Genomic DNA, 22,823 nt, shown 5'->3' on the forward strand with positions numbered 1-22,823 from the left:
TTCCCTACCGGACGCCCTGGCGGATCTCTTCCAGGCGGGTCATCAGTCGCTGGTAGCGCTGCGACGCGGCCTGGGAGGAGTTCAGCCCCTGGTGCCGGGCGATCTGCCGCCAGTCCATGCTGCGCCGCCGGGCCTCGATGACCACCTGCGTCTCCAGCCGGTCCAGCGCCACGCGCATGTCCTCGAACAGGCTCAGCCCGGCGCCGATGTCGTCGACCGTGACGTCGGCGGGCGGGCCGTCGTGCCGCCGGTGTCCGGCGGCGGCCGTCAGCAGCCGCCCCAGCAGCGCCACGTCCTCCTCCAGCCGGCGGGCCGCGCCCCGCTCGGCGACGGGCCCGTCCTCCAGTGCGGACAGCCGCCCGCGGGCGTCGTCCTGCGCGTCGTGAGCCATGTCGTCACTCTATCCCCGCCGTGCAACCGGACAACGCATTGTTGTTCGGTTGCACGGTTGCACGGCAGGGGCGAGGACCACGGCATCACTGAGCCACCGAGCCCGTCGCCGGTACTCGCCCGGCGAACCCACGTACTCGCCCGGCGAATCCGCTGCGGCCCTGTTGGCTCGCCTGAGACGTCGTCGGGATGTTCGTGCCCGTGCGCGACCACCGAACCGCCGGACACCCGGATGCGCGGGGGACCGGCCGGAACGTGAGTGCGGGGGAGCCGGATGGCGTAGCTCGCGGGGTGCCGACGGTCCGGCGTCCTTATGGTCGGCACATGCCACCCTTCACCTCCGCCGACCCTGCCGGCCTCGCGCCTCCGGTCCCGGGGTCACGGATGACCGGTGAGTACCTGCGCGCCCTGGGCCAGGTCGCCTACCTGTGGGGCTGGCCACTGGTGAACATGCACAACCGGCTCGCCGTCATGGAGCGGGTGCCCGCTCCCGGGCTGTTGGGCGGTGTGGTCCCGGCCGCCCCGCCGGGCTCGCTGGGGATGCTGCACGACTACATCCTGCCGCAGGAACGGGTCGTGGCCTGCCCGAACCAGGACGTGGTCTACGGTCTGGGCATCCTGGACGCGCGGCGCGGGCCGTCGGTGGTACAGGTCCCGGACTTCGGCGGCCGGTTCTGGGTCTACCAGGCAGTCGACCAGCGTACGGAGGCGTTCGCGCGGCTCGGCGCGATGTACGACACGAAGCCGGGCTGCTACCTGCTCGCGCCCACCGGGTGGGACGGCCTGGTGCCGGACGGTGTCCAAGCGGTCTTCCGGTTCGACACCCGGATCGCCGCGTGCATCCCGCGGGTCTTCATGAACGACACCGAAGAGGACCGTGCCGCGATCCAGCCACTGGTGAACCGGATCATGGCCTACCCCCTCGACGAGTACACCGGTGAACTGCGCACGACCGACTGGTCGCAGGCTCCGGTCCACCCGGCGGGGGATGCCACCACGGGGCAGCGGGAGACCCGGTGGGTGGACCCGGCCGTCTTCTTCGACACCCTCCCGGTGGTCCTGGACGAGGTCCCGCCACGCCCCGGCGAAGAGGCCCTGTACGGGGTGCTCCGCTCGCTCCTGGACGAGGCCGGCCGCAGCCCTCGGGCAGCCACGGTGCTGCGGGAGACCGCGGCCGACGCGGACGCCACGCTGGTACGGAAGCTGTTCGAGTTCCGCAACATCGGCGTGCCTCTCGACCACCACTGGAGCACCCAGCGCAACGGCGCGGCCTTCGGCGGCGACTACCTCAGCCGTACCGCCATGGGCAAGGCCAACATCTTCGTCAACCCGCCCTCCGAGACCGCGTACTTCTATCAGGACCAGGACGACACCGGGGAACTTCTCATCGGGGAACACAGCTATACGCTCACCTTCCCCGCCGACGCGCTTCCCCCGGTGCGGGGCTTCTGGTCGGTGACGCTCTACGACGAGCACCACTTCTTCCACCCCAACGAGTTGCACCGCTACTCGCTGGGCACCAAGAACACGAACCTGCGCCGGGCCGACGACGGCTCCCTGACCCTGCATGCCGGGGCCCGCCCGCCCGCGCGCGACGATCTGCCCAACTGGCTTCCGGCCCCCGCCGGCCGCTTCTCGCTGTACCTGCGCGCGTACTGGCCCGGCCCGGCGGCCCTGGACGGGACTTGGCAGCCCCCGGCAGTCGTCAGAACACCGCACTGACCCCACCGTCTCTCTCCCCCGCCTGTGCCGACTGCTCGCCCATGCCCCGCCTGCCCGGTTTGCCCGGCTTCCCACCAGCACCGGAGGTGCACACCCATGCCGTCCGCCGTCGAGCACTACCAGGACCTCGCCTCACTGCCGTTCACCGGCGGGCACCCCACGGATGAGAGCGCACGCACACTGCGGGACGAGTTGTTCTTCCAGCGTGCCGTGCAGGCGTACCTGTGGGCGCTGCCGACGGTGAACATGTGCGCGATGCGGGACGGCCTCGGCGCCGAGTTCGGCCACGGCTACCAGGTGGTGGCGGTGTTCGAGAAACGACTGAAACCCAGGACCCTCATCACCACCCCGAACTGCGACGTGATCTACGGGCTGGCGTTCGCCGACCTGAGCCGGACCGGTCCGCTCGTCGTCGAGGCCCCGCCGGGCATCCAGGGCCTGGTGGACGACTTCTGGCACCGGCCTCTTGAGGGACCGGTCATCAACGGCGTGCAGTACCGCGGGGACATCGGCCTGCCCGGCCCCGACCGGGGGCAGGGCGGCACCTACCTCATCGTCCCCGACGGCCATCGGCCGGAGCGAGCAGGCGAGTACGACGGCCACTTCGTCTACCGCAGCCGCACCGACGGCATCTTCTTCCTGCTGCGCGGCTTCTTCCACTCGGTCGACGACCTGTCACCGGGTGTCGCGGCGATCGAGGGCATCCGCATCCGCCCGCTGCACGGCGACGCCGCCCCGATGCGCTTCGTGCACGCCTCCGACATCCCGGCCGACGCCCTGTACCCGCGCGATCTGTCCTACTTCCGCACCCTCGACGCCTTCATCCAGGCCCCTCCCTCAACGGCATGAACGACATCGCCCTCAACCAGGACGGATCGATCACCATCCACACCGGACCCGAAGCGCCCCACGGCGCCGGGAACTGGATCAGGACCGTCCCGGGCCGCGGCTGGTTCGCCCTCATCCGCTGGTACGGCCCGGAACAGGCGTTCTTCGACCGCAAGTACAAACCCGGCGACTTCATGAAGACCCCGGACCACGGCGGCACCTGACCGCCGGACGGGCCGCCGGTCAGGCGGAGCGCGGCCAGCCGCGCAGCAGTGCGGCGATGCGCGCCGCGGTGCAGGAGGGGTCACGCAGCAGGTCGCGCAGGGCGACGGCGTCGTGGTAACCGGGTTTGACCGGGATGCCGGACGCCTCCAGGTACATCACACCCGTCGCCGCGGCGACGGCCAGGTTGGACCGCTCCAGCCAGCGGCACCGGCCGAGTACGTGGACCAGGGCGGCGGCCCGCTCGTAGGCGCCGTCGTAGACGCGTTGTTCGAGCAGTTCCGCCCGGTGGCAGGCGACCGCGGCGACCGGGATGCCGTAGTCCTCGGGGGCGGGGTCCGCGGCGCCGGCGATCTCCGCGACCTGAAGGATCCAGGGGACGTCGATGTGCAGATCCATTACGCGGCGTGCGCCCCCCTGGGCTCCGCCCGCCGGTCGGCTTCCTCGGCCTCGTCGAAGACGCTCTGGTACTCGTCGAGGAAGGTCCGGGCCGCGTCCAGGCCGCGCCCGCGCAGTCCGGCGACGTCCTCCCGGACCAGCTCGGCGATGTAGTCGCCGATGCTCAGACCGCGCTCCTTCGCCCGGATCGCGGCGAGTTCCTTGACCGAATCGTCGACGCGGGCACCCCATTGAGTCTTCGGCATACGGTGATGGTAGCAGGTGTTACCACCTGCACGGGAGGTGTACACGCCGCCGGTGCGACGGGCCTCCGCACGCATCCGGTCGAGCAGCGTGTCCGGGTCGATCTCCGCCCGGGTGGCGATGGTGCCGCGTTCGATCAGCGGGGGCAGGCTGGCCACGGTCTCGGCCACCAGTTCGTAGCCCGCGGACTCCGGATCACCGGCCGCCGGAGTCGCGGCGGCCACTCCCCCGACCAGCCGTCCGGCGGCCCGCAGGATGCCCGGCGACCTTGGAGGATCGCCGGGCGGTCGGGCGGTCGGCTGCCGTCAGGGCCGGGTCATCCGGTGATTCCCACGGCGTGTACGACGGTCTGCGTGACCGTGTTGCCGCGGCCGTCACCGGCCTGCACGCGCAGCGTGAGGTACTGGGCCGAGGCGGGGGCGTGCAGTGCGACGCCCGCTGTGCCGTGGCCCCGGTCCTGCAACCGTGCGGTGGTCCAGGTGGCGCCGTCGTCGTAGGACACCTCGACCTTGGCGACGCGCGGCGCGGAGTCCGGGCCGCCGGTCAGGTGCGCCGGCGGGACGAGCAGTGGCGCGTCGGCGGCCGCCTTGCCGTCGTCGGACGTGGGCAGGGTGTAGTCGAGCTGGACCAGGGGAAGTTGCTCGCTGTCCTGCACGGTGCGGGGCCGGGCCGAGGTGAAGGTCCACTCCGTGCGGGTGGCCGTCGAACAGGGGAAGGCGGCCGTGGCGGTGCGGGTCGCCTCGTGCACCAGACGGTAGGTTTCCTTCGGGGACGGTACGGTCGCGGTCAGTGCGCTGCCGCCCTCGGCGACCAAGGTCCGGTCACGGCAGAGACGGGTCTCCTGGGTGGTGCCGCCGCTGCCGAAGGGCGTCCAGTTGGCGTGGTTGCCGCCGGAGTCGCCCCAGGACGGCAGGGTCACGTCGATCTCGTCACCGGTGCGGACCGGGGGCGCCACGGCGTCGTTGATGCGGGGCCGCACGACGTCGAGGTCGTTGACGAACAGCAGCAGCTTCACACCGGCCCGCTGTGCGGCTCTGATCTGTTCGTCGGCGGTGTCCTCGTCGTCGGAGTCCCAGCGGACGACGGCGGCCCTGCCCGCGGCGTCGACGCCCTCGTAGTCCCCCCGGGCCAGGAAGGGAGCCCGAGGCGCGCCGAGGTGTGCGCACTCGCGCACCTGCACACGTGCTCCCGCCGGCCGACCCGGTCCACGACAGCTACCGGCGTTCGACGAACCGGCAGCTCACCGTGCAGGAGTTCCGTCGGCGCCACGCCCGCGCGATCCGCCACGGCGGCCCGAGGAGGAAACCGGCGACGAGGCCCGTGAGACACACCTGCGGCTCAACGCCCCGTCGGTCCGCGACCTACATTTCTTGAGCGATCGATCCAGATAAGGTACGGTGAGGTCATGGCAAGGACCCGGGAATTCGACACCGAGGCGGCGGTGAGCCGCGCCATGGACCTGTTCTGGGCGAACGGCTACGAGGCGACCTCGGTACGCGACCTGACCCAGCACCTGGGGATCGGACAGGGGTCGTTGTACGCCGCGTTCGGCGACAAGGACGGCCTGTACCGGGCCGCACTGGAGCACTACCGCGCCACCCTCGCGGCGGCGGCCCTGCGCAGCCTGGAGGAGGGGACGGACGCCCGCTCCGCGATCCGCGCGCTGCTGACGGAACGCGTCCGCATCGCCGTCGGGCAGGGCGGCCGGGGCTGCCTCGCGGTCAACGCCGCGTGCGAACGGCTGCCGCACGACCCGTCGATCCGGCGCATCGTGCGGGACATGCAGGACGCCGGCCGGGACGCACTCACCGAGATACTGCGCGCCGCGGTGGAGCGGGGCGAGATCGCGGCCCGCCACGACCCGCACACCACCGCCGCCTTCCTCGTCACCTTCCTCAACGGACTTCTGGTCTCGTCGAAGATCACACCCGACCCCCGCACCCTCGAACCCCTCGTGGAGGTCGCGCTGGCCGCCCTCGGCTGACTTTTCCATGCCCGCAATCTGTATCGAACGTTCCAGAAAGACACCGGCAAACCGGAGAGAACATGATGTACGACCATGACGGAACGCCCGTCCGCACGGGCCGTGCCCCCGTCAACGGAACGAGTCTGCACTACCGGACGGCCGGGTCCGGCCCCGCGGTGGTGCTGCTGCACGGCGTGCCCAAGACCGGCTACCACTGGCGCCACCTCCTCCCGCGGCTGACGCCCCACCACACCGTCGTCGTACCGGACCTCCGCGGTCTCGGCGACTCCGCCCGCCCCGCGGACGGCTACGACTCCGCGACGATGAGCGACGACATCGCCGAGCTGATGAGCCGCCTCGGCCACGAGACGTACGCCGTGGTGGGCGAGGACTGGGGAGCGGTGATCGGCTATCAGCTGGCCGCCCGTCACCGCGGCGACGTCACCTCCCTGGTGTTCGTGGAGGCCCTGTTTCCCGGATTCGGCTTCGAGGACCACACGGCCCTCACCCCCGCGAACGTCTCCAGCGGCCTGCACCTGTGGCATTTGGGCTTCTACTTCCAGCCCGACGTACCCGAGATGCTGATCGCCGGGCACGAACGCGAGCTGATCACCTACATGATCAAGAACGAGCGCAGCCGCCCCGACAGTGCCACCCCCGACGCGGTCGACGAATACGTACGCTGCTACTCCCTGCCGGGCGGCATCCGCGCGATGCTCTCGATCTACCGGGCGATGCTCGTCGACGCCGAACAGAACCGGCAGGCCGCGCGGAAGAAACTGGACATCCCGGTGCTGGCGCTCGGCGGCGCGGCCTTCATCGGCGACCGCAACGAGGCCCAGATGCGGCTCATGGCCCACGACGTCATCGGGCACGTCTTCGACGCCGGCCACGACCTGGCCGAGGAAGTACCCGACGAGATGGCCGACGTCGTCCTGCCGTTCCTGGCCGCCGGCCGGTAGCCGACGCTCGCGGCGGACCGGCGGACCGGCGGACCGGCGGACCGGCGGACCGGCGTGCCGAACTCCCGGACCCCGCCCACGAGAACACCGTACTGAGGCGCCGGTCGCCCCTGCCCTCAGCCGCCCCGGCCGCCCCGCTTCCCCTGGCCCTTCTTCTGCCGCGCCAGGGCCTTGGCCCCCCGCTGTCCCCGCTGTCCCCGCTGCTCGGTCCGAGCCCGGACCGGGTCGTAGGGCCGGACCGGGGCCTTCTCGCCGCGGATCTCCTCCAGCAGGCCGGTGACGGCAGCCATGATGACCTCGGCGGCCTCCCTGAGGACGTCCGCGGTCATCTCCTGGCCGTAGAAGCGCGACAGGTCCACCGGCGGGCCCGCGAGCACGTGGTGCGTCTTGCGCGGCAGCAGGTCGGGCTTCTTGGCGTACGGCGGCAGCAGTTCGTTGCAGCCCCACTGGGCGATGGGGACGACCGGGCACCTGGTCTGCAGGGCCACCCGCGCGACGCCGGTCCTGCCGACCATGGGCCACTGGTCGGGGTCGCGGGTGAGGGTGCCCTCGGGGTAGAACGTGACGCACTCGCCGCCCTCCACCGCGTCGATCGCGGCCCGGGAGGCGCTGAGCGCGTCGGTGCTCTCGCGGTAGACGGGAATCTGTCCGGTACCGCGCATCACCGCCCCGATGAATCATCTGCTCCAGCAGGTCGTCCTCGGGCACTCGTCGCCGCTTGTCGATCTCCCGGTTGACCAGGTAGCCGGTGGCGCCGCCGACGAGGGCGGGGACGACGAGCCAGCCGGTCAGGGACCGGAACCAGGCGTAGACGGGGAACGGGGTGCCGGCGGGGGAGGTGATCCCCACGAGGACGTCGTAGGAAACCGTCCAGCCCAGGAGGAGGCCGCCTGCGCCGTAGAGGGCGACGACGCACATGCTCCACTTCAGGAATCGGGTCAGCAGCCAGTGCTGGGGCCGGTTGAGCCTGGAGACGGATCTCCGCCAGTCCCGGCAACGTTCCCGCCACCGGAGGGGTTTTAGTTGCTGTCTGCACACATGAGATCAGCTCCGGGTCACAGTTCGGCTTGCGCTTCAGACCTGGACAGACACTTGATCTCCGCTGGTCATCTCACGTCTGCCCGGCTTGGGCCACTTCCGATTAGCTTCATTTCGTTTGCAGTATCCACCCCGGAAGGACCCCTATGTGCACACATGGTGACCATTCGTCACACGATGCGGCCGGGCAGAACCGCCGAGGTTTCCTGCGCAACGCGGCGCTGGCCGGTGCGGGAGCGGCAGCCGCGGGCGTCGGCGCGTCCACGTTCGGTGCGACGCCCGCGTTCGCCGCGGACTCCGCGAAGGGCGGCCGGATCGGCACCTGGAGACCGGATGCGACCGCCCTCCAGTTCACCCTCGCGGTGATGCCGGACACCCAGTTCCTGTACTGGGGCAGCCAGGACAGCGTCAACCGGACGCCGCAGGAGGAGTCGTTCCGCTACATCATCAACAACAGCGGGAACAGCGGAAACGGCGGCGCCAACGGCGACAACGGCGACAACATTGTCTTCATGACGCACCTCGGTGACCTGACGCAGGACGCCGACGCATCGTCGTTCCAGCAGGTCGACAAGGCGTTCGCGCTGCTGGACGCGCACGGTGCCGCGTACAGCGTGGTGGCCGGCAACCACGACGTGTCCGGTGACGACAGCCGCGGCGACACGTCGTACCTGCAGACCCTGGGCCCCAAGCGGTTCAAGCACTCGAAGACGTTCGCCGGGTCGGACGCGACCGGTTACAACACCGCGCACATCTTCCAGGCCGCCGGCCGCTCGTGGCTGGTGCTGGCCCTGGACTGGCGGACCACCGACCAGGGCTTCGCGTGGGCCAACGACGTCATCAAGGCCCACCCGAAGATGCCGGTGATCCTCACGGCCCACGACATCGTCTACTCGGACTACGATGACAACGTTTTCCCGTACGAGTCGGGCGACCCGGAGAACAACGCCGCCCTCTCCGGGTACGGTGAGACGATCTGGGACAAACTGATCAAGGACAACGACCAGATCTTCCTCACCCTGAACGGCCACTACTGGCCGTCCGGGCGCACCACCAAGAAGAACACCGCTGGCAACGACGTGCACATGCACATCACGAACTACCAGAACCGCTACTTCGGCGGCGGCGGCATGATCCGGCTGTACCACTTCGACCTGGCCCGGAACACGATCGACGTCGAGACGATCAACCCGTGGATCCTGGCCCAGGACCCGGAGTCCCGCAACGAACTGGCCGCCGAGCACGCCCGGATCACCGGCCCGGTCGACGACTTCTCGATCGCGATCGACTTCGAGGAGCGGTTCTCCAGCTTCATCCCGGTTCCGGTCCGGCCCGCCCGCCCGGCCGAGAAGGAGCTGGTCAAGGGCACGCTGGCGTACTGGCGCTTCGACGGGCAGGGCGCGCCCGGTACCCCGCTCAGCGCGGGCCAGACGGTCCGCGACCTGACCGGCAAGGGCAACGACCTGACGGCGGTGACCGTGCCGGGCACGGCCGCCGACGCGCTGACCTGGTCCGCCGACCACCACCCCGACCAGCCCGGCCACGCCAGCCTGAAGTTCGCCGGTGGCCGGAACCCGGTGCACGGCACGTACCTGACCACGGGGCCGAAGGCGCCGCTGAACACCGAGACGTTCAGGTCCGGGTACACCTTCGAGACGTTCGTGATGATGCCGCTGGACTGGGACTCGGGCAACAACGGCTGGGCGTCGATACTCAGCCGTCGCGGCTCCGCCGGGGCCGCCGGCAAGCACGGCAAGAACACCGACCCGAACGACGCCCTGGTCCAGTTCGCCATCTCGAACAACGGCCGTGAGCCGCAGTTCAACCACTACCCGCTGAACAACACCTACCCGACGACCAACTGGGGTCACGGCCTGGTGGAACTCAAGTGGTGGCACCTGGCGGTGGTCAACGACGGCCGGTACACGAGGCTGTACGTCGACGGTGCTCCGGTCGTCGACAACCCGAAGCGGGTGTCGATCGGCCTCACCTCGCTCGGGCTGCCCTGGCTGCTGGGCGGCCACGAGAGCGGGAGCGCCATCGACATCGTCTTCCACGGCAACGTCGGTGACACCCGCATCGTGAACCGCGCCCTGTCCCTGGACGAGTTCCTGACGGCCCGGTAGGGAGCCCCGGACCCTCCCGGCTCCGCCTGCCCTCCCTGCTCTCCCGGTCCCCGACTCTCCTGGTCCTCCCGTCTCCGGCCCGGCCGCCGGAGACGGGAGGCGCCGTCGACGAGCGCCCCCCGACCCACGCGCTCGGCCCCGCCTCACATACAGGAGATCCGCGACCGCCCGGGTGGCGGCAGAGCCAGGCGGGTCAGGGTAGAGCAGGGTCACCCAGGAGGCAGACGTTCGGGGGGCCGGCTTCGGTGAGACATGTCTCTTCCCTCTCCTGCACACTCTCCGAACAAGCGTGGTGAGGTGCTGTAGCGTACTTGGACGTGGAGAAAGAGATAGCGGGGATCTGGGCGGAGATCCTGGAGGTCGACGACGTGCTGCCGGACTCCAGTTTCTATGACTTCGGCGGCACCTCCTTGCAGGCCATGCGCATCTGCGCGCGGATCGAGCGGATCACCGGATACGAGGTCTCCCCCGAGTCGGTCTTCGACACCGACACGTTCCGGGACTTCGTGGCCCGGGTACGGGCGATGGACCCGGCGCAGGAAGCGGGCCGGTGAAACCCGCCGGAGGCTTAGCGGCGGAGAACTCCCCTGTGACCGGGGGAAGTTCGGCGGCCGGACCGGCCGCGTCCCGGCTCGTCCACGAGGCCGTCGCCCGGCAGGCCGTGCTGCGGCCCGGCACGACGGCGGTCGTCGGCACGGACGTCTCCCTCAGTTACGGCGAACTCGACGCCCGCGCCCAGGCGTGGGCCGCCGCCCTCGCGGAACGCGGCGCCGGACCCGGGACCGTCGTCCCCGTCCTGCTGCCGCGTTCGCCGCGGTTGGTGACCGCGCTGCTCGCCGTCCTGAAGTGCGGAGCCGCCTACGCCGCTCTCGATCCGCGCTGGCCCGAGGAACGCCTCACCCGTCTGATCGCGGCCACGGCACCGCCGGTGGTGGTGGCCGACCAGCCGCAGGCCGGCGCCGGCACACCCTGGTGGCGGCCCCCGGCCCTCGACGAACCCCTCCCGCACGGCCCCGCCGACGGGCCGGTGCCGTCGCCGGCGCCGTCGCCGGTCTCCCTGCCGCGGGACGGTTCGGCCACGGCCATGCTGTTCTTCACCTCCGGCACCAGCGGCACCCCGAAAGGCGTCCTGTCGCCGCACCGGGCGACCACCCGCCTGTTCACCCCACCCGGATTCGCCTCGTTCGGGGCGGGCCGCGTGATGATGCAGGCGGCTCCGGCGTCCTGGGACGCGTACGGCCTGGAAGTCTGGTCCATGCTGACGACCGGCGGCACGACGGTGATCGCCGAGGGCGAGTACCTCATGCCGCGTCGGCTGCGCGCCCTGACGGAGCGGCACCGGGTGGACACGGTGTGGCTGACCGCGTCGCTGTTCAACCTCTTCGTCGACGAGGACCCCGGCTGCTTCACCGGCCTCACCCAGGTGATCACCGGCGGTGAACGGCTGTCCGTCCCCCATGTGCGGGCGTTCCTGGCCGCACACCCCGGCATCGCCCTCGTCAACGGGTACGGGCCGGTGGAGAGTTGCGTGTTCGCCACCGCACACCGGGTCCGCGCAGCCGACTGCGACATACCCACCGGCATACCCGTCGGCACTCCCGTACCGCGGACCCGAGTGCTGGTGCTCGACGGTGACCTGCAGGTACCGCCGGGTGTGACGGGCGAGATCTGTCTCGCCGGCGAGGGCCTGGCTGACGGATACCTGGGCGACGCGGACGCGACCGCCGCGGTGTTCGTGGAGGTGCCCGTGGACGGCGTCCCCACACGTGTCTACCGCACGGGAGACCTCGGCTCGCTGGACGACGACGGCGTGCTCCACTACCGGGGGCGCCAGGACCTCCAGGTGAAGGTCGCGGGCCACCGTCTGGAACCCGGCGACGTCGAGGCGCACGCCCGGGAGGTGCCCGGGGTGCGGGACTGCGCCGCCGTACCGGTGGCCGGTCCGGACGGCACGTACACCGGGATGTCCCTCTTCTACACCGCCGACCCGGCGCACGAGCCCGTACTGGAACCGCGCCTGCTCCGCGCGGCGCTGGCCCGCCGGGTCCCCGCCTACATGGTGCCGCGGCGTGTGCTCAGACGCGCCGCGCTCCCCTACACGGACCAGGGAAAACCCGACCGGGCCGCGCTCACCGAAGCAATGGCGGAAGCTGAGGCACCGGTCGGCCGGCACGCGCACGGAGGAGTTCGTCAGTGACGTCGCAGGAACCGGCCGGACTGCCCACCTACCCCATGTCCTTCGAGCAGGAGTCGATCTGGCTCCAGGACCAGTTCCACGAAGCGGCGGACGCGGCTGCCGGGCCCGATGCGACTACCGGGCCCGACGTGACTGCTGGGCCGAACGTGGCTACCGGGCCCGACCCGGCTACCGGGCCCGACGCGGCCGGCGGAGCCCAGGAGCCCGGCGGGCAGTCGCGGTATCTGGAGTCGTGGATCCACCATCTGCGCGGTCGGGTCGAGACGTTCGCGGTCGAGGCGGCCCTCACCGCGGTCGTCGCCCACCAGGAAGCGCTGCGCAGCAGCCTCGGCACCCGGGACGGCGCGACCGTGCAGACGGTGTTCCCGCCGCGGCCGGTCACGGTCGACGAGCGGTGGGTGACGCGCGAGGAACTGGACGCGGCGGTGCTGCGGGCCGTCACCAGGCCCGTGCCGCTGGACCGGCCGCCGCTGCTGCGGGCCACGCTGCTGCGGATCACGGACGGCGAAGCGGGCGGCAAAGCGGGCGGCAAAGCGGGCGGCAAAGGGGACGGCAGGACGGACAGCGGGACGGACGCCAAACCGGACGACGCCGACTGCGCCGCCACCGACGAGGCGGTCCTCGCGCTGGCCGTGCACCACGCCGTGATGGACGGCTGGAGCGCCCGGCTGCTGGACGAGCAGATCGGCGCCGCCTACCGCGCCGCCGTCGAGGGGCGTCCCGCGCGGCTCCCGGAGATCCCCTTGCAGTTCGGACCGTACGCCCAGCGGCAGCGGCGGGACGACGCGGTGACCTCCCCGGACCACCTGGACCACTGGCGGACGGTCCTCGCCGACGCTCCGGACGAGTCGACCTTCCCCGCGGACCGGCCGCGGCCCGCCCGGCCCAGCCACCGGGGCGGCGAGATCCGGTTCACCGTCGACGGCACGACGGGCACCGCGCTGCGGAAGCTGGCACGGGCACAGCGCGCCACCCCGTTCGTGGTGCTGATGTCGGCTCTGACGGCGCTGCTCGGCAGGCTGTCGGGCCAGGACGACGTGGTCCTCGGCACGCCCGTCTCACGGCGCACCGGTGCGGAGGTCAAGTCACTGGTGGGCTGCCTCACCGACGTCATGCCGCTGCGGCAGCGCATCGGCGACGGCGACACCTTCCGTGACCTGATCGCCTCGGTGAAGTCGGCGGTCTGGACCGCGGTCCGGCACCGGCACATCCCGTACGGACATCTCGTACGGGAGTTCGGCACCGAACGCGTCCTGGGTCGCTTCCCGCTGTTCCAGGTCGTGCTCACCCTCGACGACGAGGTGGGCGAGGGCCTGAGCCTGCCGGGCGTCACGGCGGAGCGCTGGTACCGGCACAGCGGCCGGTCGAAGTTCGACATGTTCCTGAACCTCGTCCCCGACGGTGACGGCTACCGCGGCTTCCTGGAGTACTCCGCCGACCTGTTCGACCCGGCGACGGCCCGGCTGGTCGCCGACCGGTTCACCGCGCTGCTCGCGGACGCCGTGGGCAGGCCCGACACCGCGCTCACCGACCTGGAGGTGATGGCGCCGCACGAACGGTCCCGGGTCGACGCGTGGGCCACCGGGCCGCGACCGCCTGCGGCACCACCCCTGGCCCACCTCGTCGTCGGGCCGCACGCGGCCACCGACCCCGAGCGGCCCGCGATCGTGCACGGCGACCGCGTCGTGACCTACCGGGAGTTGGACGCCCGCGCCGACCGGGTGGCCGCGGCCCTGACCGCCCTGGGCCACGCCGGGCAGCGCGTCGCCCTGTGCATGGACCGCTCCCCCGACCACGCGGTCGCGGTGCTGGGCATCCTGCGCGCCGGGGCGGCCTGTCTGCCGCTGGACGCGGCACAGCCCGCCGCGCGTACCGCGTTCGTCCTGCGGGACGCCGGAGCGAGTGCCGTGCTGAGCGACGCGGCGCACGCCGAGGCGCTGCGCACCGCCCGGCCCGACGTGCCGGTCCTGGTCCTCGACCGGCTGCCGCGGCCCGCGCCGGACGTGCGGCTGCCGGCGGTGTCCGGTGACGCCCTCGCCTACGTCCTCTACACGTCCGGCTCGACCGGCCGTCCCAAGGGTGTGGCCATGGCGCACCGCGCACTGGCCAACCTCGTCGACTGGCAGCGCCGCGACTCCGCGTGCGGGCCCGCGGCGCGCACCCTCCACTTCGCGCCGCTCACCTTCGACGTGGCCTTCCAGGAGCTGTTCGCCACCTGGGCCGCCGGTGGCACCCTGGTGGTCGCCGACGAGGCGGCCCGCAGGGATCCGCTCCGACTCCTCGCCCTGCTCCGCGAGCAGCGCGTGCAGCGGCTGGTGCTGCCGTTCGTCGCGCTGCAACAGCTGGCCGAACACGCCGGCGCGGAGGGCCGGTTCCTCGACTCGCTGCGTGAAGTCCTCACCTCGGGCGAGCAGTTGTTCGTCACCCCGGCGCTGCGCCGACTGTTCGCCGAGTTGACGCGGGCGAGCCTGCAGAACCAGTACGGCCCCACCGAGACCCATGTCGTCACGGCGCTGCGGCTCACCGGCGACCCCGCGTCCTGGCCGGACCGGCCGAGCCTGGGCCGTCCGATCGACGGCGCGCGGGTGGACGTACGGGACGGGGCACTGAACCCGCTGCCGATCGGGGTGCCGGGCGAGATCTGCGTCACCGGGGTGCCGGTGGCGGAAGGCTATCTCGGGCAGGCCGCCGCGCTCCCGGGCGGCTTCGTGACCGGTCCGGGCGGGGAACGGCACTACCGCACCGGGGACATCGGGCGGCTGCTGCCGGACGGCACGATCGCCTTCCTCGGGCGCGCCGACGACCAGGTGAAGATCCGCGGGTACCGGGTGGAGCCCCAGGAGGTCGAGGCCGTCCTCAAGCAGGTGCCCGGCGTGGCCGACGCCGTGGTCGTCGCCCTGCCCTCGGACACCTCGGCGGGCACCCGGCTGGCCGCCCACTACCTGCCGGCCGCGGGCGCGGAGCTGTCCCCGGACACCGTGCGCGCGGCACTGCGCACGCGGCTGCCGGCCCATCTGGTGCCGGACGGCATCACCGCGGTCGACGCGTTCCCGCGGACGGCGAGCGGGAAGACCGACCGCGCGGCCCTGGCGCGCAGGCCGCCGCGGGCACTGCCCGCACCCCGCCGGAACACGGCGCCGGCCGGCCCGACCGTGCGGCGGCTGACCGCCCTGTGGGCGCAGCTCCTGGGCCGGGACGCCGCCGTCATCGGCCCGGACGACAACTTCTTCCACCTGGGCGGCGAGTCGCTGCTCGGGGCGCGGCTGATGCTCAGGCTCCGGGAGGAGTTCGGGGTGCGGCTCGGACTCGACGCGGTCTACGGCTCGCCGACCGTCGCCGGGCTGGCCGCGCTCGTGGAGTCGGACGCCGCCGCCCGGCGTCCGGCCGCGGTCGCCGACCCGCGGCTGCCCGCAGACGTGGTCCCCGGCCCCGGGGCGGGGACGTCTCCGGCGGCGCCCGAGCGGGTCCTGCTGACCGGCGCGACCGGCTTCCTCGGCGGGTTCGTCCTGCGCGAGCTGATCCGGCGCACCGACGCCACGGTGCACTGCCTGGTCCGGGCCGCGGACGCCGGGCACGCGCGGCACCGGCTGATCGAGGCGGCCAAGCGGCACGGGGTGTGGACCGAGGAGACCGCGGCGCGCGCCGTGGCCGTCGCCGGGGACCTGGCACGCCCCGCGCTCGGTCTCGACGCGGCGCAGTACGACGCCCTGGCCGCGGAGGCCGATGTCGTGTACCACTGCGGCGCCTCCGTCAACCTGGCGCTTCCGTACGCCGAGTTGGCGGCGTCGAACGTGTCCGGCACCACCGAGGTGCTGCGCCTCGCCGCCCGGCACCGTGCGGTTCCCGTGCACCACGTCTCCACCGTGGGCGTGTTCTCCGGCGCCCACCTGCTCGGACGTGGCGTCACCGCCGACGAGCCGGTGCCCGCCGTGGACGGGCTGCGGCACGGTTACGCGCAGAGCAAGTGGGCGGCCGAGAGCCTGGTGCGGCAGGCACGGGAGCGGGGGCTGCCGGTGACGGTCTACCGTCCCACCCGCATCAGCGGTGACACCCGTACCGGGGTGTGCCAGCCGGGCGACTTCCTGTGGCTGCTGCTGAAGGGCTGCGTGGAGGTGGGCGGCTACCCCGCCGACGCGGGCATCGGCTTCGACCTGGTGCCCGTCGACTACGTCAGCGCGGCGATCGTCGCCCTCTCGCTGAACCCGGCGCCCGCCCCGACCGTCCATCTCGCCCACGGCGTGGAGATCCCGCTCACGGAACTGGCCGGTCACCTGGCCGGGCTTGGATACCGGCTGGCCCCGATGTCACTGGCCGAGTGGAGCCGGGCCGTCGAGAAGGACCCGCGGAACACGGCGTTCCCGCTGCTCGGGGTGATGGCTCCGGAGATGGTGGGGCACAGCAGTGCGGCTCTGCGGTTCGACGGGAGCGCCGGGCAGGCCGCGGCACGGGCGCACGGGGTCGCCCTGCGGCCCATGGACGAGGAGGTCTTCCACCGCCACGTGCGCCACTTCACCCGTACGGGATTCCTGCCCGGCCCCGCCCCCGACCGGCCGGCACTTGTGCGGTGAGCGGCGGGCGGAGTGCTACGGGCGGGAGACAGTCACCCGAGTCCGTCGAGGCGTGGGAAGAGTACTTCGGCGCTGCCGCGGCCGATGGCGTGCGCCTGGCCGGGATCGATGCCGGGCGCGGTGTCGAGATAGTGGTTGAACCGGCTTCCGGCCGCCTCGGGGGCGAAGGGCCAGTCGCTGCCGTAGAGGATGTGGCCGGGTTCGGCGAAGGCCAGCAGGGAGGGCAGCGCGCTGGGGCCGGAGGCCAGTGCGGTGTCGAAGTAGAACCTCTTGAGGTCGCGCAGGAGTTCGTCGCCGTCACGCCCCGGCTCGACGGCCGTGGAGGTCAGCACGGAGAACCGGTACGCCGCGTAGGGGAGGAAGCCGCCGCCGTGGGAGAGGACGACCTTGACGTCGCGGTGCCGGCTCAGCACCCCGGCGAGCACCATGTTCACCGCGCTGCGGGTGGTGTCGAAGACGTAGTCGACCAAGGGCGCCGGGGTGCCGGCGAGCAGCGGCATCGGGGGCTGTGCCGGGTGGACGAAGACGACGGCGCAGCGCCGGTCGAGTTCGGCCCACAGCGGCTCGAAGTCGGGATCGCCGAGGTAGCGGCCGTGCGTGTTGGACATGAGGACCACGCCGTCGGCACCCAGTACGTCGAGCGCGTACGTCGCCTCCTCAAGGGCGCCGTCGACATCCGGGAGGGGGACGCTCGCGAAGCAGCCGATGCGGGACGGGTGGTCCTTGACCTGCTCGGCGCCGTACTCGTTGACGGCGCGGGCCAGTGCGCGGGCCTCGGCGTCATCGCCGAGGTGGACGCCGGGCGAGGTGACGGAGAGCACCCCCGTGGCGATGTTCTGCCGGTCCATCATCGCGATCGCGTCCGCCGTCGACCACGCCGGGATCGGCCAGCCTCCCGAGTCCAGGCCGCGCTCGTCCAGCGCGTCGCGCCACCGGGGCGGAACGATGTGCTGGTGGACGTCGATACGAGCGGTGGACGCAGCCATCACGAGCCTCCTGGAATCCGGCCGACGAGACGGTCAAGTCTGCTTCCGCGCGGCCCGGACGGTGGTCAGGCACGCCCGTGCGGTGCTTCGGGGCGTTGTCTCAGCAGGAAGGTGAGTCCTTCGGCCATCGTGGGGTGGGCGAAGATCGCGGCGCGCAGCGCCGTGTACGGGACGCGACCGGTCATCGCCGTCTGGACGGCGGCCATGAGTTCGCCGGCTTCGGTCCCGAACGCGGTGAATCCCAGAATCTCGTCGCTGTCCGCGGCGATCAGCATCTTCATGAATCCGCGTGGCTCGGACAGCGTCCTGGTCCGCAGGACGGCCGCCATCGGGAGGGTGAGCAGCCGGTATCCGATGCCGAGGCGCGCGGCGTCGGTCTCGCCGATGCCGACCCGCGCCAGCTCTGGGTCGGTGAACAGGCAGGACGGCACCAGTCGATCGGTCGTGGTGCTGCCGCCGCCGTGCAGGTTGTCGTACACCACTCGGAAGTCGTCGAAGGCGACGTGGGTGAAGTGTGGGCTGCCCGCGCACTCGCCCATGGCCCACACCCCCGCCGCCGTGGTGGCCAGGTGCTCGTCGACCGCGATGTAGCCCGTGTCGGTGAGCTTCACGCCGGCCCGCTCCAGTCCCAGGTCGCCGGTGTTCGGGGTGCGGCCGACGCCCACCAGCAGGTCGGTGCCGTCGATCGCACATGGGCCGTCCGGCCCGTCGGCGGCGACGCGCACGGCGGAGCCGGACTCCCCCTCGACCCCGTGGATACGTGTGTGGAGGTGGACGGTGATCCCCTCGTCGTGGAAGAGGTCGAGGATGGCCGCGGCGACGTCGGCGTCTTCGCGGCCCGCCAGCTGCGGCCCGTGCTCGACGAGGGTCACCCGCGCCCCGAAGCGCCGCATGGCCTGCGCCAGTTCCAGCCCGACGTAGCCGCCGCCGATGACGATCAGGTGCTCCGGCAGCCGGTCCAGGTCCAGCAGTTCCACGTGGGTCATCGGCCGGGCGGCGACGAGACCGGGCACGTCGGGCACCGTCGCGTGGGTGCCCAGGTCCAGGAACACCCGCTCGCCGCGGATCCGGCGCCGGCCGACGTCGGTCACCTCGACGTCGACCGACCGCGCACCGGTGAACCGCGCCTCGCCCATGATCAGCTCGGCGCCGCTGGCCCGGTAGCGGTCCAGATGCATCCTGCGCAGTCCCTCGACCATGGCCCGCTTCCTGGCCTGCACGCCCTTCATGCTGGTCGTCGCGGACTCCAGCTCGACCCCGAATTCGGCGGCGCGTCCGGCGTAGGAGCGCACCTTCGCCGACTGGATGATGTTCTTGCTGGGCAGGCACGCGATGTTCGGGCACGACCCGCCGATCAGCTTCCGCTCGACGACAGCGGTACGGTGGCCCTCGCCCGCCAGCGTCCAGGCGAGGTACTTACCCGCTTCGCCGCTGCCGATGACGAGGACGTCGTAGTCCTCGGTGTGCGCGGTCGTGGACATGCGGCCTCCCGACGTCGCCGATGTTCCCGAGATCCCTCAGAAGGGCCCTACCCGCGGCCGGGCCGCGCCGACGGCCCCAGGCCGAGACCTCGGGCGACGCGCGCGCCGAGGTCGGGGTCGACCTTCGTCCAGTAGTCGTCGACTGCTCGTTCCTGGACGAAGGGTTCCACCTCCTGGCTGAGGTGCCCGACGATGTTGTCGACCAGGTGGTCCTGATCGGCCGGTGTCAGCACGTCGCGGTAGAGCGTGCCGGGCTGGACGAAGTCGTCGTCGTCCTTGTGCGCCTCGTAGGCCGCGCGCATGATGTCGCCGGCCTGCACGAACCAGCCGGGGTCGCGGTAGCGCTGCGGTTCGCCCCTGGGCCCGCTGTAGCTGTTGGGGGCGTAGACCGGTTGGTCCCCGATGGGGCTGTAGCACATCGGGCCGTCCTTGTTGTAGTTGTGCACCTCGGTGACGGGCCGGTTGACCGGGAGCTGCGCGTAGTTCGGGCCGGTGCGGTAGCGGCTGGAGTCGGCGTAGGCGAACATCCGTCCCAGCACCATCCGGTCGGGGCTCGGCCCGATGCCGGGGACGAAGTTCGCCACGTCGAACCCGGCCTGCACGATCTGGGCGAAGAAATTCTCCGGGTTGCGGTCGAGGACGAAGCGCCCGACGGTGATCGGCGGATAGTCGTCGTGCGGCCAGGTCTTGGTGATGTCGAACGGGTTGAAGTGGTAGTCGGCCGCTTCCTCGTAGGGCATGATCTGCATTTCGAGGCGCCAGGCGGGGAAATCCCTGCGGTTGATCGCGTCCCGCAGGTCGCGTCGGTGGCAGTCGAGATCCTCCGCGCGCATGGCCCGCGCCTCGGCGTCGGTCATGTTCTCGATGCCCTGCTCGGTCTTGAAGTGGTACTTGACCCAGAATTTCTCGCCCGCGGCGTTCTCCCACATGTAGGTGTCGCTGCCGTAGCCGTTCATGGTGCGCCAGGTGCGCGGCGTGCCGCGGTCGCTCATCAGGATGGTCACCTGGTGCGCCGACTCGGGCGAGAGCGTCCAGAAGTCCCACTGCATGTTGTTGCTGCGCAGGCCGCTGTCGGGCATCCGTTCCTGCGAGTGGATGAAGTCGGGGAATTTCATGGGGTCGCGCACGAAGAAGACCGGTGTGTTGTTGCCGACGAGGTCGTAATTGCCTTCTTCGGTGTAGAACTTGAGGGCGAAGCCGCGTACGTCGCGGTCCGAGTCCGGATAGCCCTCTTCACCGGCCACCGACGAGAAGCGGGCGAGCATCGGCGTTCGCTTGCCGACCTCGCTGAGGAAGGCGGCCTTGGTCCACTGGGTGACGTCGGCGGTCACTTCGAAATGGCCGAAGGCGCCGCCGCCCTTGACGTGGTACACCCGATCGGGAACACGCTCGCGGACGAAATGGGCGAGTTTCTCGATCAGGTAGGTGTCCTGCAGCAGATTGGGACCGCTGGTCCCGACGGTGAGCGAATGCTCGTCGCTGGCCACCGGGCATCCGGCATCGGTGGTCGTGACGGGTGGTTGATCGGTCATCTCGTCGCCTCCGCGGCAGGTGCGTGCCCTGGCGTCCCCCGGAAAGAGGCGCACCGTGCCGTGCTGTCCGGCCTCCGGCCGCTACTCCGGCCAGGAGCTGTTCTGGATGACTTCGACGAAGTCGACGCGCTTGAATCCGGGGACGAAGTGGGCCAGCACATCGGCGTTCACGGTGCCGAAGGTCGTGTCGGGCCGGTCCTTGAATCCCTCGGTGAAGGCTTCCAGGATCCGGCGCTTGAAGTCGGGGCGCGGGTGCGCGTCGGTGACGGCCTCGATTTCCGCCGGATCCAGGTCGTCCCGGCCGATCCCGAGTACGTCGGTCTCCACCCCCGCGGTGACCAGGGCGATCTCGGGCTCCATGAACTCCGGGACACCGGGAGTCGTGTGCAGGGCGATGGCGGTCCACACCCGGCGGACCTCGTCGGGGCCCGCGTCGTGTTCGCGCAGGAAGCGGCGGGCCTCGTTCGCGCCGTCGATCTCGAAGCGCTCATCGGTGGTCCGGTACCGCTCGGTCAGGCCCAGGTCGTGGAACATCGCTCCGACATAGAGCAGTTCGGGGTCGGGTTTCAGACCGCGCCGCTGTCCTTGCAGCATCCCGAACAGGTACACCCTGCGCGAGTGGTCGAACAGCAGCGGCGGCTCGGCCGCGCGGACCAGTTCCGTCGCCTCCGCCGCCAGCCGGGTATCGGGTATGTCCACGCCCGCGATGTTCTCGCTCATGGCTGATCCACTCCTGTCAGCAGCTCATGAACGTCCGGGCGTCCATGGAGCCGATCGGACGTTCCGGTTCAGGTGGGCGACGTGCACGTGGTCCACACACGTCAGGCCATGCACGCCAGTCTTTCACCATCGTCAGCGCCTGTCCTGTCGTGCCGGGCGACGCTGTCGGGGGGCTTGTCCCCCGGCGTCCACGACCACCGGGTTTACTTGACCGTCGATAATTTGAGGCATCTGGAACTACGCCGGGGGCCTCCAGCGATCTCGGGCATGTTGATCACCCCCGCGGGACGTCCGGAGGACCAGGACAGCGCCGACCGCCTCTGCACCCCGCGGTCGGCGCACGACCGGCCCGCGACGGGGGTGTGGCTCCGTGCGGACGACACCGGCACCGCTCCTCGCTGCACGAACACGTACCCCGACGTCGGGCACCGTGTAGTGCAGCTGCGCGTGATCCGCCACGGCCGGGAGGAGCCAGGCGCGGCAGTTCGCACGTGCGTACCCAACTCGGCATCCAGAGACGGGAATTGAGGAACTTCACAGCCGCACCGCTACGAGCTGCACGATCCGGAGAGTGGTCGGTGTCCCACGGGGCTGAAGTCACCGCCCACCGCCTCCCGTTGACGGGAGACACGTATCGCGGGGACGGACGCGGGCCCGCCGGGACTCAGGATGCCGCCGGCTGGTCGCCCGGCAGCAGGCGTTCCAGTACGTCGAGACTGGAACGTGCCATGGCCAGCGCGGACCGTGCCGAGCCGGCCGACCCGCGGGGCCCGTCGACGGCGGCCACCATGTCGACGGCGGACTGGCTGATCTGCCGTGCCACCGCGTCGATGTCGTAGTCGGGACCCGGGTGGTACCACCAGGCCACCCAGTTGCACATGCCGAGGACGCTGAAGGCCGCCACGCGCGCGTCGAGCGGTTTGAACTCGCCCCGCTCGATACCTTCCTCAAGTACGGCCGTGAGCGCGGCCAGGACGTCCCGGCGGGCCTGCCGGTGCCGCGTCCGCAGTGGCTCGGACAGGGCCGACTCGGTCCGGTCGTGCACCCGGAACTGATGCGGTGACGCGGCGCGCTGCCGGACCAGCGTGTCGGTCAGCTCGCGGAGTTTGCCCTCGGCCGTGAGGTCCTCGCGGTCACGGAGCTTGCCCACGGCGCCGGCAAGTCCCAGGCTCATCTGTTCGACCAGCATGGCCAGCAGGTCTTCCTTGCTGGTCACGTAGTGGTAGAGCGCCGTGCGGGACACTCCGACGGCCTCCGCCACGTCCTGGAGCGTGGTGTTCTCGTACCCCTGCTCCGCGAACAGGCACGTGGCCTTCTCCAGCAGGTCTCGGGTGACGAGGGTCCGCCGGGCGGTGCTGCGACGCGGCGCGTCCGTGGCCTTGGCCGACTCGTTCCGCTGCGCGGCGGCGTTCTTCCCCGAAGTCTTCCCTGGCATGCGGTCGA

19 protein-coding genes and 2 pseudogenes are annotated in these 22,823 nt (G+C 71.4%); 9 read left to right on the forward strand and 12 right to left on the reverse strand.

All coding sequences use genetic code 11. The features are described from left to right. Positions 1–4 precede the first annotated feature (4 nt). Positions 5–391, reverse strand: a complete 387-nt coding sequence (locus ACFC09_RS14820) for a hypothetical protein (RefSeq protein ID WP_376527511.1) — start codon at positions 389–391, stop codon at positions 5–7. A gap of 323 nt (positions 392–714) precedes the next feature. Between ACFC09_RS14820 and ACFC09_RS14825 the strand changes: the two genes are divergently transcribed. The 3 genes from ACFC09_RS14825 (at position 715) to ACFC09_RS14835 (ending at position 3,164) form a co-directional block, all read left to right on the forward strand. Next, positions 715–2,112, forward strand: a complete 1,398-nt coding sequence (locus tag ACFC09_RS14825; RefSeq protein WP_376527512.1) for a DUF1254 domain-containing protein — start codon at positions 715–717, stop codon at positions 2,110–2,112. Positions 2,113–2,208: 96 nt separating this feature from the next. Next, positions 2,209–2,961, forward strand: coding sequence for a DUF1254 domain-containing protein (locus ACFC09_RS14830; RefSeq protein ID WP_376527515.1), 753 nt, complete (start codon positions 2,209–2,211; stop codon positions 2,959–2,961). After that, complete coding sequence (locus tag ACFC09_RS14835; RefSeq protein ID WP_376527518.1) at positions 2,958–3,164, forward strand: DUF1214 domain-containing protein; 207 nt, start codon at positions 2,958–2,960, stop codon at positions 3,162–3,164. Before ACFC09_RS14830 ends, ACFC09_RS14835 begins: the two co-directional genes overlap by 4 nt. Positions 3,165–3,183: 19 nt before the next feature. Here ACFC09_RS14835 and ACFC09_RS14840 read toward each other — a convergent pair whose 3' ends face one another. The 3 genes from ACFC09_RS14840 to ACFC09_RS14850 all read right to left on the reverse strand — a co-directional run bounded on the left by ACFC09_RS14840 (position 3,184) and on the right by ACFC09_RS14850 (position 4,984). Next, a complete protein-coding gene (locus ACFC09_RS14840; protein WP_376527524.1) occupies positions 3,184–3,561 on the reverse strand; it encodes a fic family toxin-antitoxin system, toxin component in 378 nt (125 codons plus the stop codon). Further along, positions 3,561–4,028: a hypothetical protein gene (locus ACFC09_RS14845; RefSeq protein ID WP_376527526.1), complete on the reverse strand. Its 468-nt coding sequence runs from the start codon at positions 4,026–4,028 to the stop codon at positions 3,561–3,563. The genes ACFC09_RS14840 and ACFC09_RS14845 overlap by 1 nt, the downstream gene beginning before the upstream one ends. Positions 4,029–4,120: 92 nt before the next feature. Continuing rightward, complete coding sequence (locus ACFC09_RS14850; RefSeq protein WP_376527529.1) at positions 4,121–4,984, reverse strand: hypothetical protein; 864 nt, start codon at positions 4,982–4,984, stop codon at positions 4,121–4,123. A gap of 225 nt (positions 4,985–5,209) precedes the next feature. Between ACFC09_RS14850 and ACFC09_RS14855 the strand changes: the two genes are divergently transcribed. Together ACFC09_RS14855 and ACFC09_RS14860 are read left to right on the forward strand one after the other, a co-directional pair. Then, positions 5,210–5,788: a TetR/AcrR family transcriptional regulator gene (locus ACFC09_RS14855; protein ID WP_376527532.1), complete on the forward strand. Its 579-nt coding sequence runs from the start codon at positions 5,210–5,212 to the stop codon at positions 5,786–5,788. 62 nt (positions 5,789–5,850) lie between these two features. Further along, the gene (locus ACFC09_RS14860; RefSeq protein WP_376527534.1) at positions 5,851–6,732 is read left to right on the forward strand and encodes an alpha/beta fold hydrolase; all 882 of its coding nucleotides are present in this window, start codon (positions 5,851–5,853) and stop codon (positions 6,730–6,732) included. Positions 6,733–6,848: 116 nt separating this feature from the next. On the opposite strand, the pseudogene ACFC09_RS14865 reads toward ACFC09_RS14860, so the two are convergent. After that, positions 6,849–7,409: pseudogene (locus ACFC09_RS14865) on the reverse strand (lysophospholipid acyltransferase family protein); the annotation flags it as partial. A 19-nt stretch (positions 7,410–7,428) separates the two neighbouring features. Then, positions 7,429–7,650 (reverse strand): annotated as a pseudogene (locus ACFC09_RS14870) (DUF6313 family protein); the annotation flags it as partial. A gap of 266 nt (positions 7,651–7,916) precedes the next feature. Here ACFC09_RS14870 and ACFC09_RS14875 point away from each other — a divergent pair. The 3 genes from ACFC09_RS14875 (at position 7,917) to ACFC09_RS14885 (ending at position 12,093) form a co-directional block, all read left to right on the forward strand. Continuing rightward, a complete protein-coding gene (locus ACFC09_RS14875) occupies positions 7,917–9,896 on the forward strand; it encodes a LamG-like jellyroll fold domain-containing protein (RefSeq protein WP_376527537.1) in 1,980 nt (659 codons plus the stop codon). Between the two features lie 317 nt (positions 9,897–10,213). After that, positions 10,214–10,450 carry a phosphopantetheine-binding protein gene (locus ACFC09_RS14880; RefSeq protein WP_376527540.1) on the forward strand — a complete coding sequence of 79 codons (237 nt, stop codon included), beginning with the start codon at positions 10,214–10,216 and terminating at the stop codon, positions 10,448–10,450. A gap of 35 nt (positions 10,451–10,485) precedes the next feature. Continuing rightward, entirely contained in the window at positions 10,486–12,093 is a 1,608-nt protein-coding gene (locus tag ACFC09_RS14885; protein ID WP_376527543.1) for an amino acid adenylation domain-containing protein, read from the forward strand. On the opposite strand, the gene ACFC09_RS14890 is transcribed toward ACFC09_RS14885, so the two are convergent. Then, positions 12,087–12,338: a hypothetical protein gene (locus ACFC09_RS14890; protein ID WP_376527585.1), complete on the reverse strand. Its 252-nt coding sequence runs from the start codon at positions 12,336–12,338 to the stop codon at positions 12,087–12,089. The genes ACFC09_RS14885 and ACFC09_RS14890 overlap by 7 nt on opposite strands. 204 nt (positions 12,339–12,542) lie before the next feature. Here ACFC09_RS14890 and ACFC09_RS14895 point away from each other — a divergent pair, with 204 nt between their 5' ends. Next, entirely contained in the window at positions 12,543–16,661 is a 4,119-nt protein-coding gene (locus tag ACFC09_RS14895) for an amino acid adenylation domain-containing protein (protein ID WP_376527587.1), read from the forward strand. Positions 16,662–16,693: 32 nt separating this feature from the next. Here the strand turns inward: ACFC09_RS14895 and ACFC09_RS14900 are convergent, their stop codons facing one another. The 5 genes from ACFC09_RS14900 to ACFC09_RS14920 form a co-directional block, all read right to left on the reverse strand. After that, entirely contained in the window at positions 16,694–17,647 is a 954-nt protein-coding gene (locus tag ACFC09_RS14900) for an amidohydrolase family protein (RefSeq protein WP_376527546.1), read from the reverse strand. Positions 17,648–17,712: 65 nt separating this feature from the next. Continuing rightward, complete coding sequence (locus ACFC09_RS14905) at positions 17,713–19,128, reverse strand: FAD-dependent oxidoreductase (RefSeq protein ID WP_376527549.1); 1,416 nt, start codon at positions 19,126–19,128, stop codon at positions 17,713–17,715. Between the two features lie 47 nt (positions 19,129–19,175). Further along, on the reverse strand, positions 19,176–20,660 hold the full coding sequence (locus tag ACFC09_RS14910) for a catalase (protein WP_376527551.1): 1,485 nt from the start codon (positions 20,658–20,660) through the stop codon (positions 19,176–19,178). Positions 20,661–20,741: 81 nt separating this feature from the next. After that, a complete protein-coding gene (locus ACFC09_RS14915) occupies positions 20,742–21,380 on the reverse strand; it encodes an HD domain-containing protein (protein WP_376527554.1) in 639 nt (212 codons plus the stop codon). A 664-nt stretch (positions 21,381–22,044) separates the two neighbouring features. After that, on the reverse strand, positions 22,045–22,815 hold the full coding sequence (locus ACFC09_RS14920) for a TetR/AcrR family transcriptional regulator (protein WP_376527556.1): 771 nt from the start codon (positions 22,813–22,815) through the stop codon (positions 22,045–22,047). Positions 22,816–22,823 lie beyond the last annotated feature (8 nt).

This window comes from Streptomyces sp. NPDC056161 (genome assembly GCF_042268025.1).
In the GTDB taxonomy this organism is placed as follows: domain Bacteria; phylum Actinomycetota; class Actinomycetes; order Streptomycetales; family Streptomycetaceae; genus Streptomyces.